12 protein-coding genes are annotated in these 16295 nt (G+C 73.4%); 7 read left to right on the plus strand and 5 right to left on the minus strand.

Annotation, left to right across the window (positions count from 1 at the left end):
- Positions 1 to 61 precede the first annotated feature (61 nt).
- From ACSIH6_RS25540 to ACSIH6_RS25560, 5 genes are all read left to right on the plus strand, one after another.
- Positions 62 to 1093, plus strand: a complete 1032-nt coding sequence (locus ACSIH6_RS25540) for a hypothetical protein (protein WP_435110854.1) — start codon at positions 62 to 64, stop codon at positions 1091 to 1093.
- Between the two features lie 48 nt (positions 1094 to 1141).
- The gene (locus ACSIH6_RS25545) at positions 1142 to 1603 is read left to right on the plus strand and encodes a transporter (protein ID WP_435110855.1); all 462 of its coding nucleotides are present in this window, start codon (positions 1142 to 1144) and stop codon (positions 1601 to 1603) included.
- Between the two features lie 67 nt (positions 1604 to 1670).
- Positions 1671 to 3203: a 3' terminal RNA ribose 2'-O-methyltransferase Hen1 gene (locus ACSIH6_RS25550; protein WP_435110856.1), complete on the plus strand. Its 1533-nt coding sequence runs from the start codon at positions 1671 to 1673 to the stop codon at positions 3201 to 3203.
- The gene (locus ACSIH6_RS25555) at positions 3200 to 5794 is read left to right on the plus strand and encodes a polynucleotide kinase-phosphatase (protein WP_435110857.1); all 2595 of its coding nucleotides are present in this window, start codon (positions 3200 to 3202) and stop codon (positions 5792 to 5794) included. The genes ACSIH6_RS25550 and ACSIH6_RS25555 overlap by 4 nt, the downstream gene beginning before the upstream one ends.
- Before the next feature lie 324 nt (positions 5795 to 6118).
- On the plus strand, positions 6119 to 8551 hold the full coding sequence (locus ACSIH6_RS25560) for a DUF8508 domain-containing protein (RefSeq protein WP_435110858.1): 2433 nt from the start codon (positions 6119 to 6121) through the stop codon (positions 8549 to 8551).
- Between the two features lie 104 nt (positions 8552 to 8655).
- Here ACSIH6_RS25560 and ACSIH6_RS25565 read toward each other — a convergent pair whose 3' ends face one another.
- The 5 genes from ACSIH6_RS25565 to ACSIH6_RS25585 form a co-directional block, all read right to left on the minus strand.
- Positions 8656 to 9408 carry an ABC transporter permease gene (locus ACSIH6_RS25565; protein ID WP_435110859.1) on the minus strand — a complete coding sequence of 251 codons (753 nt, stop codon included), beginning with the start codon at positions 9406 to 9408 and terminating at the stop codon, positions 8656 to 8658.
- Positions 9408 to 10163 carry an ABC transporter permease gene (locus ACSIH6_RS25570; protein ID WP_435110860.1) on the minus strand — a complete coding sequence of 252 codons (756 nt, stop codon included), beginning with the start codon at positions 10161 to 10163 and terminating at the stop codon, positions 9408 to 9410. Before ACSIH6_RS25570 ends, ACSIH6_RS25565 begins: the two co-directional genes overlap by 1 nt.
- Positions 10160 to 11059 carry an ABC transporter ATP-binding protein gene (locus tag ACSIH6_RS25575; RefSeq protein WP_435110861.1) on the minus strand — a complete coding sequence of 300 codons (900 nt, stop codon included), beginning with the start codon at positions 11057 to 11059 and terminating at the stop codon, positions 10160 to 10162. Before ACSIH6_RS25575 ends, ACSIH6_RS25570 begins: the two co-directional genes overlap by 4 nt.
- 234 nt (positions 11060 to 11293) lie before the next feature.
- Positions 11294 to 11989, minus strand: coding sequence for a response regulator (locus ACSIH6_RS25580; protein WP_435110862.1), 696 nt, complete (start codon positions 11987 to 11989; stop codon positions 11294 to 11296).
- The gene (locus ACSIH6_RS25585) at positions 11986 to 13344 is read right to left on the minus strand and encodes a sensor histidine kinase (RefSeq protein WP_435110863.1); all 1359 of its coding nucleotides are present in this window, start codon (positions 13342 to 13344) and stop codon (positions 11986 to 11988) included. Before ACSIH6_RS25585 ends, ACSIH6_RS25580 begins: the two co-directional genes overlap by 4 nt.
- A gap of 204 nt (positions 13345 to 13548) precedes the next feature.
- Here ACSIH6_RS25585 and galE point away from each other — a divergent pair, with 204 nt between their 5' ends.
- Together galE and guaA are read left to right on the plus strand one after the other, a co-directional pair.
- Entirely contained in the window at positions 13549 to 14562 is a 1014-nt protein-coding gene (galE, locus tag ACSIH6_RS25590) for a UDP-glucose 4-epimerase GalE (RefSeq protein WP_435110864.1), read from the plus strand.
- A 135-nt stretch (positions 14563 to 14697) separates the two neighbouring features.
- Positions 14698 to 16278: a glutamine-hydrolyzing GMP synthase gene (gene guaA, locus ACSIH6_RS25595; RefSeq protein ID WP_435110865.1), complete on the plus strand. Its 1581-nt coding sequence runs from the start codon at positions 14698 to 14700 to the stop codon at positions 16276 to 16278.
- The last annotated feature ends 17 nt before the right edge of the window (positions 16279 to 16295 follow it).

Genomic DNA, 16295 nt, shown 5'->3' on the forward strand with positions numbered 1-16295 from the left:
GGCCAGGTCGCCGCGCGGGCCGGTCGCCCCAAGGGCCTGAGGGCCCGCTACGCTCGGTCGCATGTGGCGATTCGTACGCAAACCAGCCAGGGTGCCGCGTCGGGGCGCCGACATCGGGGCGCACCTGGTACCGGAGGCCTTCGGAGTCGACCCCGTCCTGAGATCGGCGTGCGAGGCCGTCCGCGAGGGCGACCTCGAAGCCGGTACGTCCCTGCTCGTGGAGAGCCGCGAGGACCCCGAGACCCGGGTGCTGCGGGTCGAGGCGCTGGCCAGGGCCGCCGCTGACCTGCCCGAGGAGGTCGTCGGCCTCTTGGGGGCCGGTGCCGACCGGGCCGACACCATGCTCTGGCTGGGCCACACGCTGTTGGCACGCGCCCTGGTCCGGCCCTCCGGGAGGACCCGGGCCGACGAGAAGGCCGCCTCCGCCGCCCTGCACGAGGCGGGGGAGGCCCTGGAGGCCGCCGCGCGGCTGCGTCCCGACGACGCGGCGCCCTGGGCGGGGCTCCAGACCGCCGCGATGGGCCTGGGCGCGGACCGGAAGGAGAAGGACCGGGTCTGGGGCGAGATCACCGCTCGCGCTCCCCACCTGTTCCCCGCCCACACGGTCCGCACGCGCACCCTGTCGGCCGCCCGGGGCGGCAGCGCCGAGGAGATGTTCGCGTTCGCGGGAGCCGCCGCCGACACCGCGCCCGCGGGCAGCCCGCTGCCGTCCGTGCTCGCCCTCGCCCACGCCGAGCACGTGCGCACGGAGCAGAAGCGCCTGCTCGCCGAGGGCAGCGCCCCCTACATCGTGGACATGGCCCTGGGCCGCCTGCACGGGGAGTCGGTCCAGGAGCTGTTCGCGCTCGCACGGGCGTGGGTCGCCGAGGCGGTGCCGCACCCGCGCGACGCCCAGGCCCACCACCTGTTCGGATGGGCCTTCCACCGGGCCGGGATGGCGGAGGCGGCGCACTGGCACCTGAGCGCCGCGGGAACCGTCCGGTGCGACATGCCCTGGTCCTTCTTCGGCTCCGCCCACACCGAACTGATCCGCGCGATGGCCGAACTCGGGGTCGACCCGGGCCGGGGAGGCCGGGGCCCGGCGGCGACCTGAGTACCGCTACTCAGGTGCGGGCGGCGCGCACCGGGCAGTCTGGGGGACATGAACCACCGATCTCCCGCCCCCGCCCCGCGCACGGTCCTCCTCGCCGTGGCCGCGGCCCTCGCCGCCACGGCCCTGGCCCACCTCGTCGGGTGGGGCGTCGCCCACGCCATGGACGCGGCCCACACGGCGCCCGACGCCAACATCGGCGCGGGAATGGCCCTGCTTCTCCTGCCCTTCCCCCTCGCCCCGGTCATGGCCTGGCCGCTGGTGTGGGCCGTCCGCCTGCCCCGGCCGGGGATCACGGCGCTGGTCTGCGCCCCCGTGTACCTCGTGCTGGCCGTCGGGGTGTGGACCCTGTGGCCCGGCGCGGTCGACCGCGTGCCGCAGACCTCGTTCCTGCACCCCGTGCTGGAGTCCACGTGGAGCCTGGTCGCCGCCAACGCGGTCATCCTCGCGATCGCGCTGGCCACCGCGGCGCTCATCGTCCGCGGCCGGTCCGCCCGCGCCGTCCGCTCCTGAGGGCACACGTGCCCCGGCGTCCGAAAAACCCTCGCCACGGCGGCGGGGGCTCGGCGACAATGCACGGGTGCTACTGACGATCACGACCACGGCGAGCCCGGCGACGGACCTCGGTTTCCTGCTGCACAAGCACCCCGACAGGGCGCAGAGCTTCGAGCAGTCCTTCGGCACCGCCCACGTCTTCTACCCCGAGGCCACCGAGCAGCGCTGCACCGCGGCGCTGATGCTCGACGTCGACGCGCAGGCGCTGCTGCGCACGCGCACGTCGGTGAGCACACCCGACTTCGCACTGGCCCAGTACGTCAACGACCGCCCGTACGCGACGTCGTCGCTGTTCACGGTGGCGCTGGGACGGGTGATGCGCTCCGCGCTCCGGGGGGACTGCAAGCAGCGCCCCGAGCTGGCGCGCACGCCGATCCCGCTGGAGCTGCGCATGCCCGCGGTGCCCTGCCGGGGCGGCGCCGAGCGCGTCCGCGCGCTGTTCGAGCCCCTGGGATGGGCGGTGGAGGCCGAACCGGTCCCGCTCGACCCGGGACTGCCCGGATGGGGCGACTCGCACTACCTGTCGCTCACCCTCACCGGCACCGTCCGGCTGTCCGAGGCGCTCAGCCACCTGTACGTGCTGCTGCCGGTCCTGGACGGCAACAAGCACTACTGGGTGGACCGGAGCGAGGTGGACAAGCTGCTGCGGGCCGGTGGACCGGCTGCCGGGACCAGCGGTGACCCCGGGCCCGACGAGAGCGACGGGCCCGCTGAGACCGGCTGGCTCGCCGGACACCCCGAACGCTCCTGGATCGTCCGCCGCTACCTCAACCGCCGCGACGGCTACGTGCGGACCGCGCTGGCCCGCCTGGCCGAGGCCGACGACCTGACCGGGGACGAGGAGGGCGACGACCCCGGCGTCGAGGAGGCCTCCGCGGCGCCGCCCCTGGAGGAGCGCGCCCCCAGCCTGGCCGAACAGCGGGCCGGGGCGGTCATGGCGGTGCTGGGCGCCGAGAACGCCACCAGCGTCATCGACCTGGGCTGCGGCGCGGGGCAGCTGCTCACCCGCCTGGTCCGCGACCACTCCCTGGAACGCGTCACCGGCGTGGACGTCAGCGTCGTCAGCCTCGAACGCGCCCACCGCAGGGTGTGCAAGGGCTGTGACCCGGGCGGACGCGGCCGCCACCGGCCCCTGTTCACCGACACCGTCACGGCCCGCGACCGCGGGGACGCGCGGCAGAGGCCGGAACTGCTCGTCGGCTCGGTCGTCTACCGCGACAAGCGGTTCGAGGGCTACGACGCCGCCGTCCTCATGGAGGTGGTCGAGCACCTCGACCCCTCGCGGCTGCCCGCGATGGAGGAGAGCGTGTTCGGCTCCGCCCGGCCCCGCGTCGTCGTGGTCACCACGCCCAACGCCGAGTACAACACCCACTACGAGGGGCTGGAGGGCGGCGCCTTCCGGCACAGCGACCACCGCTTCGAGTGGACGCGCGCCGAGTTCACCCTGTGGGCGGACGGGGTCGCCGAGAAGCACGGCTACCGCGTCCGCTACCTGCCGGTCGGGCCCGAACACCCCGACACCGGCGCACCGACCCAGATGGGAGTCTTCAGCAGATGAGTACGACCGAGAGGGCCGGGGCCGCCGAGCCGCGCGTGCTCGGCGTGCCCGAGATGGGGCTCGTCGTGCTGGTCGGGGTGTCCGGTTCCGGCAAGTCCACCTTCGCCGCCCGGCACTTCGCGCCCACGCAGGTGATCAGCTCCGACCACTGCCGCGGCATGGTCAGCGACGACGAGAACGACCAGGCCGCCACCGCCGACGCGTTCGCGCTCCTGCACACCGTCGTGGACATCCGGCTGCGCCGGGGTCTGCTCGCCGTGGTCGACGCCACCAACGTGCAGAGCAGGGCGCGCCAGGAACTCGTGCGCATCGCCAAGGACAACAACGTGCTGTCCACGGCCATCGTGCTCGACGTCCCCGAGGCCCTGGCCCGGGAGCGCAACCGGGACCGGCCCGACCGCGACTTCGGCGACCACGTCATCCGCCGCCAGCGGCGCGACCTGCGCCAGAGCCTGCGGCACCTGCGCCGGGAGGGCTTCCGCAAGGTGCACGTGCTCCAGGGGCAGGAGGAGGTCGACGCCGCCGCCATCGAGCTGGAGCGCGCCTGGCCCGACCGCAGGGAGCTCACCGGTCCCTTCGACATCGTCGGCGACGTGCACGGCTGCCGCGAGGAGCTGGAGGAGCTGCTGGGCGCGCTCGGCTACGAGCTGGCCCGCGACGACCTGGGGCGCCCGGTCGGCGCCCGCCACCCGCGGGGCCGCACGGCGGTGTTCGTCGGCGACCTCGTGGACCGGGGCCCCGACAGCCCCGGCGTCCTGCGCCTGGCCATGGGCATGGTCGCCGACGGCGACGCCCTCTGCGTGCCCGGGAACCACGAGAACAAGCTCGTCCGGGTGCTCAAGGGAGGCAAGGCCCAGCTCACGCACGGCCTCGCCGAGACCATGGAACAGCTGGGACGCGAGAGCGAGGAGTTTCGCAAGCGGGTGCTGGACTTCTGCGACGGACTGGTCAGCCACCTCGTCCTGGACGGTGGCGCGCTGGTCGTCGCGCACGCCGGACTCAAGGAGGAGTACCACGGGCGGGCCTCCGGCCGGGTGCGCTCCTTCGCCCTGTACGGCCAGACCACCGGCGAGACCGACGAGTACGGCCTCCCGGTGCGGCTGCCGTGGGCGCGCGAGTACCGCGGCCGGGCCGCCGTGGTCTACGGGCACACGCCCATGGTCAAGGCCGAGTGGGTCAACAACACCCTCTGCCTGGACACCGGCTGCGTGTTCGGCGGCAGGCTCACCGCGCTGCGCTACCCCGAGCGCGAGATCGTCGACGTGGAGGCGCACCGCACCTGGTACGAGCCCACCCGGCCGCTGACGGACACGGCGGCCGAGGAGGCCGCCACACGCCCCGACGCCGCCGTGGACGTCACCGACATCGGCGTCGGCGACACCCGCACGGGCATGTTCGTGGAGACCGGGCACGGCCTGGTGCGCGCCGACGGCGGCAGCACACTGGCCGCGCTGGAGGTCATGAGCCGGTTCGCGGTGGACCCGCGCTGGCTGCTCTACCTCCCGCCGACCATGGCGCCCGCGCCGACCTCGGCCGAGCCCGGTCTGCTGGAGCACCCGAACGAGGCCTTCGCCTCCTTCCGGGGCTCGGGGATCGGCGAGGTCGTGTGCGAGGAGAAGCACATGGGATCGCGGGCCGTGGCCGTGCTGTGCCGGGACGGCGCCGCCGCCGAGCGGCGGTTCGTGCCCGGGGAGCTGGGCACCGTGTACACCCGGACCGGGCGGCCCTTCTTCTCCGACCCGGCCCTCCAGGCGCAGGTCGTGGACCAGCTGCGGCAGGCGGCCACCGACGCCGGGCTGTGGGACCGGTTGGGCACCGACTGGGTCGCCCTGGACGGGGAGATGCTGCCGTGGTCGGCCAAGGCCCGGTCGCTGATCCGCGAACAGTACGCGTCGGTGGGCGCCGCCGCCCGCGCGGCCCTGCCCGCCGCCGGGATCGCGCTCGCCGCAGCGGCCGGGCGCGGTGTGCCCGTGGACGGGCTGATCGACGGGGTCGCGCGCCGGACGGAGCAGATGGAGGAGTTCAGCCGGGTCTACCGGCGCTACTCCTGGGACACCGACGGCACCGCCGGACTCCGGTACGCGCCGTTCATGGTGCTGGCCTCCGAGGGGCGCGAGTACGGGGACGCCGACCACCTGTGGCACATGGCGGTCGCCGAACGGCTCGCCGAGGCCAGCGGACTGGTCCAGCCCACCCGCTACCGGGTCGTGGACACCACCGACCCGCAGGCGTGCGCCTCGGCCGCCGACTGGTGGACCGACATGGTCTCCACCGGCGGCGAGGGGATGGTGGTCAAACCCGTCCTGGGCGCCCGCGCCACGGGCCGCAAGGGCCTGGCGCAGCCCGGGCTGAAGGTGCGCGGGCCCGAGTACCTGCGCATCATCTACGGGCCCGACTACACCGACCCCGAGCGGATGGCGGTCCTGAAGGAGCGCAACGTGGGCCGCAAGAGCGGGCTGGCCATGCGCGAGCACAAGCTGGGCCTGGAGGCGCTGGCCCGCCACGCCCGGCGCGAGCCGCTGTGGCGCGTGCACGAGCCGGTGTTCGCGGTGCTGGCCCTGGAGTCGGTTCCGGTCGACCCCCGGCTGTAGGGGGGAGGGGGCGGTCGCCGCCGCCCCCTCCGCCGTGATCTTGTACCTATAGCGAGGTTCGAGCGCCGAGATCGGCTACAAGTACAGGATCATCCCAGTTCAGGGCCCCGTGTGCCACATCAGCACCACTTCCGGCCAACCGGGGCCGGGCGCGGCGGAGCGGGGAACTGGGAGGTTCCCACGAGGCGGAGGCGTCGCCGGACCGGTCCGATCCCACCAACGGCGTTCCGATTCGTCTCCTTTTCACGCCTTCTCTTTCGGTCGGACATCCACAGGGGCCATGATGTGCACGCCCGTCAACCCCCAGTCCCCTCCGGAGAAGATGTGTCCCCCAACCGACCCGGACGCCTGGTCGCGTCCACGTCCGCCGCGGCGGCGGTGCTCCTGGGCCTCGGGCTCACGTCCGCGCCGACCGCCCTCGCCGACACCGCCGCCCCGGTGGTCAGCGAGGTCTACGGCGGAGGCGGCAACAGCGGCGCGGACCTGCGCCACGACTTCGTCGAACTGGGCAACCCCACCGGCGAGCCGTTCTCCCTCGACGGCTGGAGCGTGCAGTACCTGCCCGCCAGCCCCAGGCCCACCACCCAGGTGCAGGTCACGGCCCTGAACGGCGAGATCGGCGTGGACGGGCACTACCTCGTGCGCCACGCGGCGGGCGCCGGGGGCAGTGTCGACCTCCCCGACCCCGACGCCACCGGCGGCACCAACATGTCCGCCACCTCCGGCACGGTCCTGCTCGTGCGGGGCACCGACCCCGTCACCTGCCGGACCGCCGCGGAGTGCGTCGCGGACGAGTCCGTCGCCGACCTCGTCGGCTACGGGGACGCCGTCATCCACGAGGGCGCGCCCGCGCCCCGGCTGAGCAACACCACCTCCGCCTCGCGCGACGACGTCCTCACCGACACCGGCGACAACGCGGCGGACTTCACGTCCGCGGCCCCCACGCCCACCAACACCGCGGGTCAGACACCCGGCGGGGGCGGGACCGACCCCGAGGAGCCCGTCGAGCCCGGCGACCTGCGCGTCCACGACGTCCAGGGCACCACCCGCACCTCTCCCTACGCCGGACAGCAGGTCACGGGCCTGCCCGGCGTGGTCACGGCGGTCAACTCCTTCGGTAGCGCGCAGGGCTTCTGGTTCCAGGACACCGAGGGCGACGGCGACCCGCGCACCAGCGAGGGGCTGTTCGTCTTCACCGGATCCACCACACCCGACGTGGCCGTCGGCGACGAGGTCCTGGCCGCCGGACGGGTCAGCGAGTACCGGCCCGCCTCCGGGGCGCAGACCATCACCCAACTGGACGGGGCCCGCTGGACCGTCCTGTCCTCGGGCCACGCCACACCCGACCCGGTCCTGCTCGACGAGGACGCCGTCCCCGAGGCGTACGCGCCCGAACCCGGCGGGGACGTCTCCGCGCTCGACCTGGAGCCCGGAGAGTACGCCCTGGACTTCTGGGCCGCGCACGAGCACATGCTCGTCCGCGTGCGGGACGCGCCCGTCGTTGGCGCCACCGACGACTACTCCGCGCTCTGGGTGACCACCAAGCCCGGACAGAACCCCACCGTCAACGGCGGCGCCCGCTACGGCTCCTACGACGGCCCCAACTCCGGACGGATCAAGATCGAGTCGCTGCTCGACCGCGACCGGCACCCGTTCCCCGAGGCCGACGTGGGCGACACCCTCGCCGGGGTCACCGAGGGGCCCGTCTACTACAGCCGGTTCGGCGGCTACCTCATCCGCGCCACCACCCTGGGCGAGCACGTCCGGGGCGACCTGGAGCGCACCGCCGTCCGCGACGCGCGACGCCACGAGGTCAGCGTGGCCACCTACAACGTCGAGAACCTCGGCGGGCAGGACGACCAGGCCAAGTACGACGCGCTGGCCGCCGGGATCGTCGAGTCCCTGAACTCGCCCGACATCATCGGCCTGGAGGAGATCCAGGACAACACCGGCCCGACCGACGACGGCGTCGTGGACGCCGACGTCACCCTGGACCGGCTGGTGGATGCCGTGGCGGCGCACGGCGGCCCCGCCTACGAGTGGCGGCAGATCAGCCCCGAGGACAAGCAGGACGGCGGCCAGCCCGGCGGCAACATCCGCAACGCGTTCCTGTTCGACCCCGAGCGCGTGCGCTTCGTCGACCGCGAGGGCGGCGACGCCACCACCGCCGTGGAGGTCGTGGAGGGCGAGCGCGGCGCCGAGCTGTCGGTGTCCCCGGGCCGGATCAGCCCGCGGGACGAGGCCTGGGACTCCAGCCGCAAGCCGCTGGTCGGCCACTTCCGCGCCCTGAACCGGGACATCTACGTGGTCACCAACCACTTCAACTCCAAGGGCGGGGACGAGTCCCTGCACGGCGTCCACCAGCCGCCGCGGCGCACCAGCGAGACCCAGCGCCACGCCCAGGCCGGGCTCGTGCGCGACTTCGCCGAGGAGCTGCTGGCCGTGGACCCCGAGGCCAACCTGGTGGTCATGGGCGACCTGAACGACTTCCAGTTCTCCCGGACCCTGGAGATCCTCACTGCCGACGGGCCGCTGCACAACCCGATGACGGACCTGCCCGAGGAGGAGCGCTACAACTACGTCTTCGACGGCAACTCCCAGGCGCTGGACCACATCCTGGTCAACCAGGCGCTCGCGGGCCGGGTCGACTACGGGATCGCGCGGATCAACTCCGAGTTCTCCGACCAGGTCAGCGACCACGACCCCCAGGTGCTGTGGCTGGACACCCGCAGCGGCACCCCGCCCGGGCGCCCCTGAGCCCGCCCGGCTCCCGGCGGGACCCCCGCGCCGGGAGCCGGGACGTTCGTGCCGCGAAGGCGACCGTCCCCCGGTCGCCTTCGCGTTTTCTCCGGGACGAACCCTCAGCGCACGTCCCTGCGGCTCAGCACCGCCGCGGAGAGCACCCACAGGGCGAGGGTGGTCACCGCGGCCGCGAGCACGACGGAGAACGCCGTCGGCAGGTCGAGGGACCCCGCGCCGGAGACGGCCGTGCTGCCCAGGCTGAGCGACGTGGTGACCAGCGACTGGGGCAGGAGGTAGGAGACCACTCCGCCCTCCCCGGAGTAGAGGAGGCCGACCCCGGCGACGCAGCCCAGGAGGCCCAGGGCGACGGGCGCGGCGAAGGAGCGGACCAGCATCGACAGCAGGGACTGCAACGCGGCGACCGGCAGCGCGGCGACGACGCCCAGCAGGGCCGCGGCCGCGTTGTGCCAGGGCAGCCAGCCGTCCAGGCCCAGGACGAGCTTCCCGCTCAGGAACACCAGCCCGAGCAGCACGAGCTGCATCACCACGACCACCAGGGCGAGCGAGACGAGCTTGGCGCCGACGACCGAGAACGCCCGCGTGGGGGTGGCCATCAACAGGTTCCAGTTGTGGCCCCGGTGCTCCATGCGCCACGCGGCCGACGCCGCCACCGCGATCCCCATCGACATGAACACCATGCCGTAGAAGATCACCACCTGGGACCAGTAGGACGCCCACCCGGACGAGAGCGCCTCCACGTTGCCCGCGTAGTTCACCGTCCCCGTGATGACCGCGAGCAGCGGCAGCACCACGGCCACGATCCACAGGGCCGAGCGGCGCAGCTTGGCGAGTTCGGCGAGGACCATCCCCATCACGCCTCCGTCCGGTCGAAGCGGTGGCTGGCCACGGCGAACAGAACCGCCACGAGCACCAGGAACGCGGCCAGCCAGCCGTATCCGGGCGTGATCGCGACGAAGCCGTCCTCGCCCATCCCCAGCGGGGAGACGACCGCGTAGTAGCCCCAGGGCAGCGCGTACGCCAACGCCGGGGGCATCAGCAGGGTGAACACCCCGCAGAACGAGCCGAGCAGCCCGAGCGCCAGGCCGACGAGCTGGTTCTCCACCCGGGCGGCCAGCAGCACGTGCAGGCACAGCATCGCCAGGTCCACCAGGAGCAGGCCGAAGGCGTACCAGACCCACATCCCGACGCGCGGCTCCACGGTGATCCCCGCGACCAGGCCCGCCGTGAAGACCAGGGTGGTCTGGACGGCCACCGCTACCGCCAGCAGCAGACCCAGCACCGCGACCTTGGCGCGGCACAGCCGTCCCGGGCCGAACCCGGCCACCTGCGACAGCGTCCAGCCCCGGCCCTGGTGCTCGATGTCGACCTGCCTGCTGGCCAGCACCGAGACCAGGAGGGGTGAGGTCATGGCCGCGATCATGACGTAGCTCATGAACAGGCTCTCCCACGGCTGGGCGGCCGGATCGCCGAAGCCCTCCCGCGCGGAGTCCGACATCAGGTTCATGCAGGACAGGCCCACGACGGCGGCCACCATGACCGCGCAGACCACCACGACCCGGAGCCTGCGCGCCTTGCGCAGTTCGAGTTTCACCGCCGTCAGGGTCACAGCAGCCCCTCACGGCCGGTGAGGTCCATGAAGACCTCCTCCAGGGACTGCTGGACGCGCCGCACCCCGTGGATCGGCACGTCGCCCTCGACGAGGCGCCGCACGAGCGCGGCGGTGTCCTCGTCGCCCAACCCGGACAGGCGCACGCCCCGTTCCGTGCGCACGGCGGGGATACCCAGGGCCAGGGCCCGGCCGGGTTCGGGGGTGTCCACGAGCAGGTCGGGCACGCTGCGGTGGAACAGTTCGGTCCGGGTGCCCTGGAAGACCAGCTTTCCGCGGCCCAGGATGCCCAGCACCGAGGCCATCCTGTCGATCTCGTCGAGCAGGTGGCTGGAGACCATGACCGTGACGCCCTCCCCGGCCAGCGTCACCAGCAGCTCGCGGATCTCCTCGATGCCCGCGGGGTCCAGGCCGTTGGTGGGCTCGTCGAGGACGAGCAGGCGCGGCTCCCGCGCCAGGGCCATCGCGATGCCCAGGCGCTGCTTCATCCCCAGCGAGTACGCGCGGACGAGCTTGCCCATGTGCTCCTGGAGGCGCACGGTGGCGACCGCCCGGGAGACCTGCCGGTCGCTGAGACCGAGCATCCGCTGGACGATCGCCATGTTCTCGCGCCCGGTCAGGTGGAGGTATCCGGGAGGCGCCTCGATGAGGGAGCCGATCTCCCGCAGCAGGGCGGGGCGCGTGTCCCGGTTCATCGGACGTCCGAAGACGGTGATCTCGCCCCGGGTGGGCCGGGCCAGTGACAGCAGCATCTTCATGGTGGTGGACTTGCCCGAGCCGTTGGGGCCCAGGAAGCCGTAGACGCAGCCCGGCGGCACCCGCAGGTCGAGGTCGTCGACGACGGTGCGCGCACCGTAGGCCTTCGTCAGGTGGTGGGTGGTGATGATGTGGTCCATGGAACTCCTTCCGCCAAGGAGCTTCCGCCGCAGGACCCGAGGAGGGCATCGTGCCGGGGGAGGGGAAACGCGCTCGTACCGCGGTAGGAGGGGCGCGGGGTGTCGTGGTGCCGGATCGGGGCCGGACGCGCGGGGTCGGGCGGGGGCGCGATGACGGGATCCGGGAGACCGGGCGCGGAGCCGGGCGGGGGATGCGGTGCCGGGGACCGGGGCCGGGGCGTGGGAGGCGCCCGCTCACGCCTCCCGGAGCAGGTCCTCGCGGTCCACCAGCCCGGCGCGGAACGCGAACAGCACGGCCTGCACCCGGTCGCGGGAGCCGGTCTTGGCCAGGACGTGGCCGACGTGGGTCTTGACCGTGGGCATGGACAGCACGAGGCGTTCGCAGATCTCCGTGTTCGTGTACCCCAGCGCCACGGCGACGAGGACCTCCTGCTCGCGCGGGGTCAGCGCGGCGGCGGCGCGGCGGGTGTCCCTGTCGATCGGGGCCGGACGGGAGGACGGGCCGCCGAGCAGCGGGCGCACGTGCCCCAGGAGCCTGCGCGTGGAGCTGGCGGAGATGACGGAGTCGCCGCGGTGCACGGTCCGCACGGCCTCCAGCAGCTCCTCGGGCGGGGTGTTCTTGAGCAGGAAGCCCGCGGCCCCGGCCTCGACGCCCTCGACCACGTACTCGTCGGTGTCGAAGGTGGTGAGGATGACGATGCGGCAGCCCGCCCCGGAGGAGACGAGGGAGCGCGTGGCGCTCAGCCCGTCCGTGCCGGGCATCTGGACGTCCATGAGCAGGACGTCGACGGGGTCGCAGCGCTGGCGGGTGAGGGCCTGTGCCCCGTCGCCCGCCTCCCAGGCCACGGTCAGGTCCGGCTGGGAGTCGATGACCATCGCCATGCCCGCCGTGAACAGCACCTGGTCGTCGGCCAGCCCCACGCGGATCACGCGTCCTCCCAGGGGACCACCGCGCGCACCCGCCAGGTGCCGGTCGCGTCGTCGACACCGACCTTCAGGGTGCCGCCGTGCATGCCGACGCGCTCGCGCATGCCGACCAGGCCGTGGCCGGGGCCCCGCCGACCGCCGTCCGGGGTTGCCCCGGGGGCGGAGGGATCCGCAGGTATCGAGGGGCTTGAGCGGCCGGTGGGTATGGAGAGGCCTGCGGGCGCCAGGAGGGCCGCGCGCGCAGAGGGGGCCGTGTGCACGGCCTCGCGGACGGAGTTGGCCACGACGGCCTCGACCCGTCCGGGCGACCACGTGAGCTCGACCCGCACGGCGGCGGGTCCCCCGTGCTTCAGCGCGTTGGCGAGGGACTCCTGGACGACGCGGTAGACCGTCAGGGACGCGGTCGTCGGCAGGGTCTCCGGGGCGCCCGTGTCCGTCCGGCCGCCGCGCGGGGCGGCCGGGGACCCGTGCTGGACCAGGCGGATCCGCAGACCGGCGCGGCGGTACTCCTCGACGAGGCCGGACAGGTCGCCGACCCCGGGGGCCGGGGCGGCCCCGCGTTCCTCGCCGTCGCGCAGGACGCCCAGGAGCTGGTGCAGTTCCGCCGCCGACTCGCGTCCCACCTGGGCGATGGTGGCCAGGGCGGTCACCGCGCGCTCCGGGGCGGCGTTCGCGGCGTAGCGGCCGCCGTCGGCCTGGGCGACGATGACGTTCAGCGAGTGCGCGAGGATGTCGTGCATCTCCCGGGCGATGCGGGTCCGCTCGTCGAGCGCGGCCAGGCGCACCTCCTGTTCCCGCTGGGTCTCCAGCAGCCGGGCGTGCTCCACGACGCGGGCGAACTCCTCGCGGTTGCGCCTGCGGAACGCTCCGAGCAGGGAGAACAGCGCGACCGCCGTCCACGCCGAGAAGACGCTGTTGAGGCGCAGCTCCGGGTCCGTCGAGAGCGCCTCGGCCGGAACGTCGAGAACCCCCCACGCCGCTCCGGCCAGGAGCAGGACGAACCCGACCACCCGCCACGGGCGGGCGAGTTCGGCCTGCACCGTGTAGGCGGCGATCAGGGCGCTGACCAACGTCGTCGTGGTGAGGTGCTCCAGCCACAGGATGTGGCACGCCAGCAGCACCGCCAGGGCCGCCAGGGCCGGGAGCGGGCGCAGGCGGCGCAGGGCCAGGGCGGTGCAGCACCCGGCGGTCATACCGAGGTAGGCCCACGACTCGGGGGTGTGGAACTCGGACACCGGCAGGGACGCCACCGACAGCCCGAACCAGACCGCCGCCCAGAGCGCGTCCACGGCGAGCACGTGGCCGCGGGCCCAGAGCGCGGCGCGGTCCAGGAGGGAGTGTGGGGACAGGTCGGCCATTCCTCCACGATAGGAACGCGCGGGCCGTGGAGCCTCATGCCCCGGCATGAGACCGCGGTGTCCGAAAGGCGGTCCCGGAGCCCGGAGACGCCGACGAAGGGCAGGTCGGGGGGTGTGGCGTGTCCACGGGACGCCGCCCTGAGGACGCCTATCCTGGGGAGCGCCCGCGATGCGGCGGGCGCACTCCACCCAGGGAAATGAGACATGAACGTACTGCTCACCGGTGGTGCCGGATACATCGGCTCCCACACGGCGGTCGAACTCCTCGAAGCCGGGCACGAGGTCGTGGTCGTGGACCTCCTCTCCAACAGCCACGAGGAGGCCCTGCGCCGCGTCGAGCGCATCACCGGACGCACCGTCGCCTTCCACCGGGCCGACTGCGCCGACCCCGAGGCGATGCGCCGGGTCTTCGCCGAGCACCGCGTCGACGCCGTCATCCACATGGCCGGGCTCAAGGCCGTGGGGGAGTCGGTGGAGCAGCCGCTGCGCTACTACCGCAACAACATGGACGCCCTGTTCACGCTCATCGAGGTGATGGACGAGCACGGCGTGCGCGACCTGGTGTTCAGCTCCTCGGCCACCGTCTACGGCGACCCCGAGCGGGTGCCGATCACCGAGGACAGCGCCCTGTCCGCCACCAACCCCTACGGCGCGACCAAGCTGTTCGCCGAGCGCGTCCTCCAGGACACGGCCGCCGCCGACCCGCGCTGGCGGATCACCGCCCTGCGCTACTTCAACCCCATCGGCGCCCACCCCAGCGGCCTGATCGGCGAGGACCCCCAGGGCGTTCCCAACAACCTCTTCCCCTACGTCGCGCAGGTCGCCGCGGGCCGCCGCGGGCGGCTGAACGTGTTCGGCGACGACTACGACACCCCCGACGGCACCGGCGTGCGCGACTACCTGCACGTGGTGGACCTGGCCCAGGGGCACATGGCCGCCGTGGAGCACCTCGCCGACGCGTCCGGGTACCGCGTGTACAACCTGGGCACCGGGCAGGGCACCTCCGTCCTGGAGGGCCTGCACGCCTTCGAGCGCGCCACCGGCGCGGCCGTTCCGTACGCGGTGGTCGACCGCCGCCCCGGCGACATCGCCGTGTGCTTCGCCGACCCCTCGGCCGCCGCCCGCGACCTGGGCTGGAAGGCCGTGCGCACGGTGGACGACGCCTGCCGCGACGCCTGGCGCTGGCAGTCGGCCAACCCCGCGGGCTTCACGGCCTGAGCCCCGAGGGGCGCCCCCGGGCGGCCCGGCGGCGCGTGCTGAGCCGGACCGCACACGCGCGCGGGGCCCTCCGGGCGTGTGCAACGCCCTAGACTGGGCGGACATCCCTGTACTTCCTGCGGAAGGTCCTCCGTCGTGTCCGTTGGTGCTGAGAGCACGTTCGACACCGTTCTCGTCGTCGACTTCGGTGCGCAGTACGCGCAGCTGATCGCACGCCGCGTCCGCGAATGCCACGTGCACAGTGAGATCGTGCCCTCGACCATGCCCGTCGAGGAGATGCTCGCCAAGAAACCCAAGGCCATCATCCTCTCCGGCGGACCGTCGTCGGTCTACGCCGAGGGGGCCCCGAACCTGGGCCCCGAGCTGTTCGAGACCGGGGTGCCCACCTTCGGCATCTGCTACGGCTTCCAGGCGATGACCCGGGCCCTGGGCGGCACCGTCGCCAGGACCGACCTCAGTGAGTTCGGCCGCACCGAGCTGTCGGCGGTCACCGACTCCCTGCTGTTCGCCGGGATGCCCGCCGAGCAACTGGTCTGGATGTCGCACGGCGACTCGGTGGTGGAGGCCCCCGAGGGCTTCGCCACGACCGCCAGCACCGCGGGGGCCCCGGTCGCCGCGTTCGAGCACACCGGCCGCAACCTCTTCGGCGTCCAGTTCCACCCCGAGGTCCTGCACACCGAGCACGGCCAGGAGGTGCTGCGCCGCTTCCTGTACGAGGGCGCCGGGTGCCGCCCCACCTGGACGATGGTGAACATCGTCGAGGAGCAGCTGGAGCGCATCCGCGAGCACATCGGCGGCAAGCGCGTCATCTGCGCGCTGAGCGGCGGAGTGGACTCCGCCGTGGCCGGTGCCTTGGTGCAGCGCGCCGTCGGCGACCAGCTGACCTGCGTCTTCGTGGACCACGGCCTGCTGCGCAAGGGCGAGGCCGAGCAGGTGGAGAAGGACTTCGTCGCGATCACGGGCGCCAAGCTCAAGGTCGTGGACGCCGAGGAGCGGTTCCTGTCCGCTCTGGCGGGGGTCACCGACCCCGAGGAGAAGCGCAAGATCATCGGCCGCGAGTTCATCCGCGTGTTCGAGCAGGCGGCCCGCGAGGTCGTCGCCGAGAGCGGCGAGACCGGCGCCGAGGTCGAGTTCCTGGTGCAGGGCACCCTCTACCCGGACGTGGTGGAGTCCGGCGGCGGTACCGGGACCGCCAACATCAAGTCCCACCACAACGTGGGCGGCCTGCCCGACGACCTCCAGTTCACGCTGGTGGAGCCGCTGCGCGAGCTGTTCAAGGACGAGGTGCGCAAGGTCGGCGAGGAGCTGGGACTGCCCGCCGAGATGGTCTGGCGCCAGCCCTTCCCCGGCCCCGGCCTGGGCATCCGCATCATCGGCGAGGTCACCCGCGAGCGCCTGGAGATCCTGCGCGAGGCCGACGCGATCGCCCGCGAGGAGCTGACCCGCGCCGGGCTCGACCGGGACATCTGGCAGTGCCCGGTGGTGCTGCTCGCCGACGTGCGGTCGGTGGGAGTGCAGGGCGACGGGCGCACCTACGGCCACCCGGTCGTGCTGCGCCCGGTCAGCAGCGAGGACGCCATGACCGCCGACTGGTCGCGCGTGCCCTACGACGTGCTGGCCAGGATCTCCAACCGGATCACCAACGAGGTGCGCGAGATCAACCGGGTGACGCTGGACGTGACCAGCAAGCCCCCGGGCACCATCGAGTGGGAGTAGCCCCTCCCGGCGGGTGA

Source organism: Nocardiopsis synnemataformans, assembly GCF_965343085.1.
Taxonomy (GTDB): Bacteria; Actinomycetota; Actinomycetes; order Streptosporangiales; family Streptosporangiaceae; genus Nocardiopsis; species Nocardiopsis alborubida.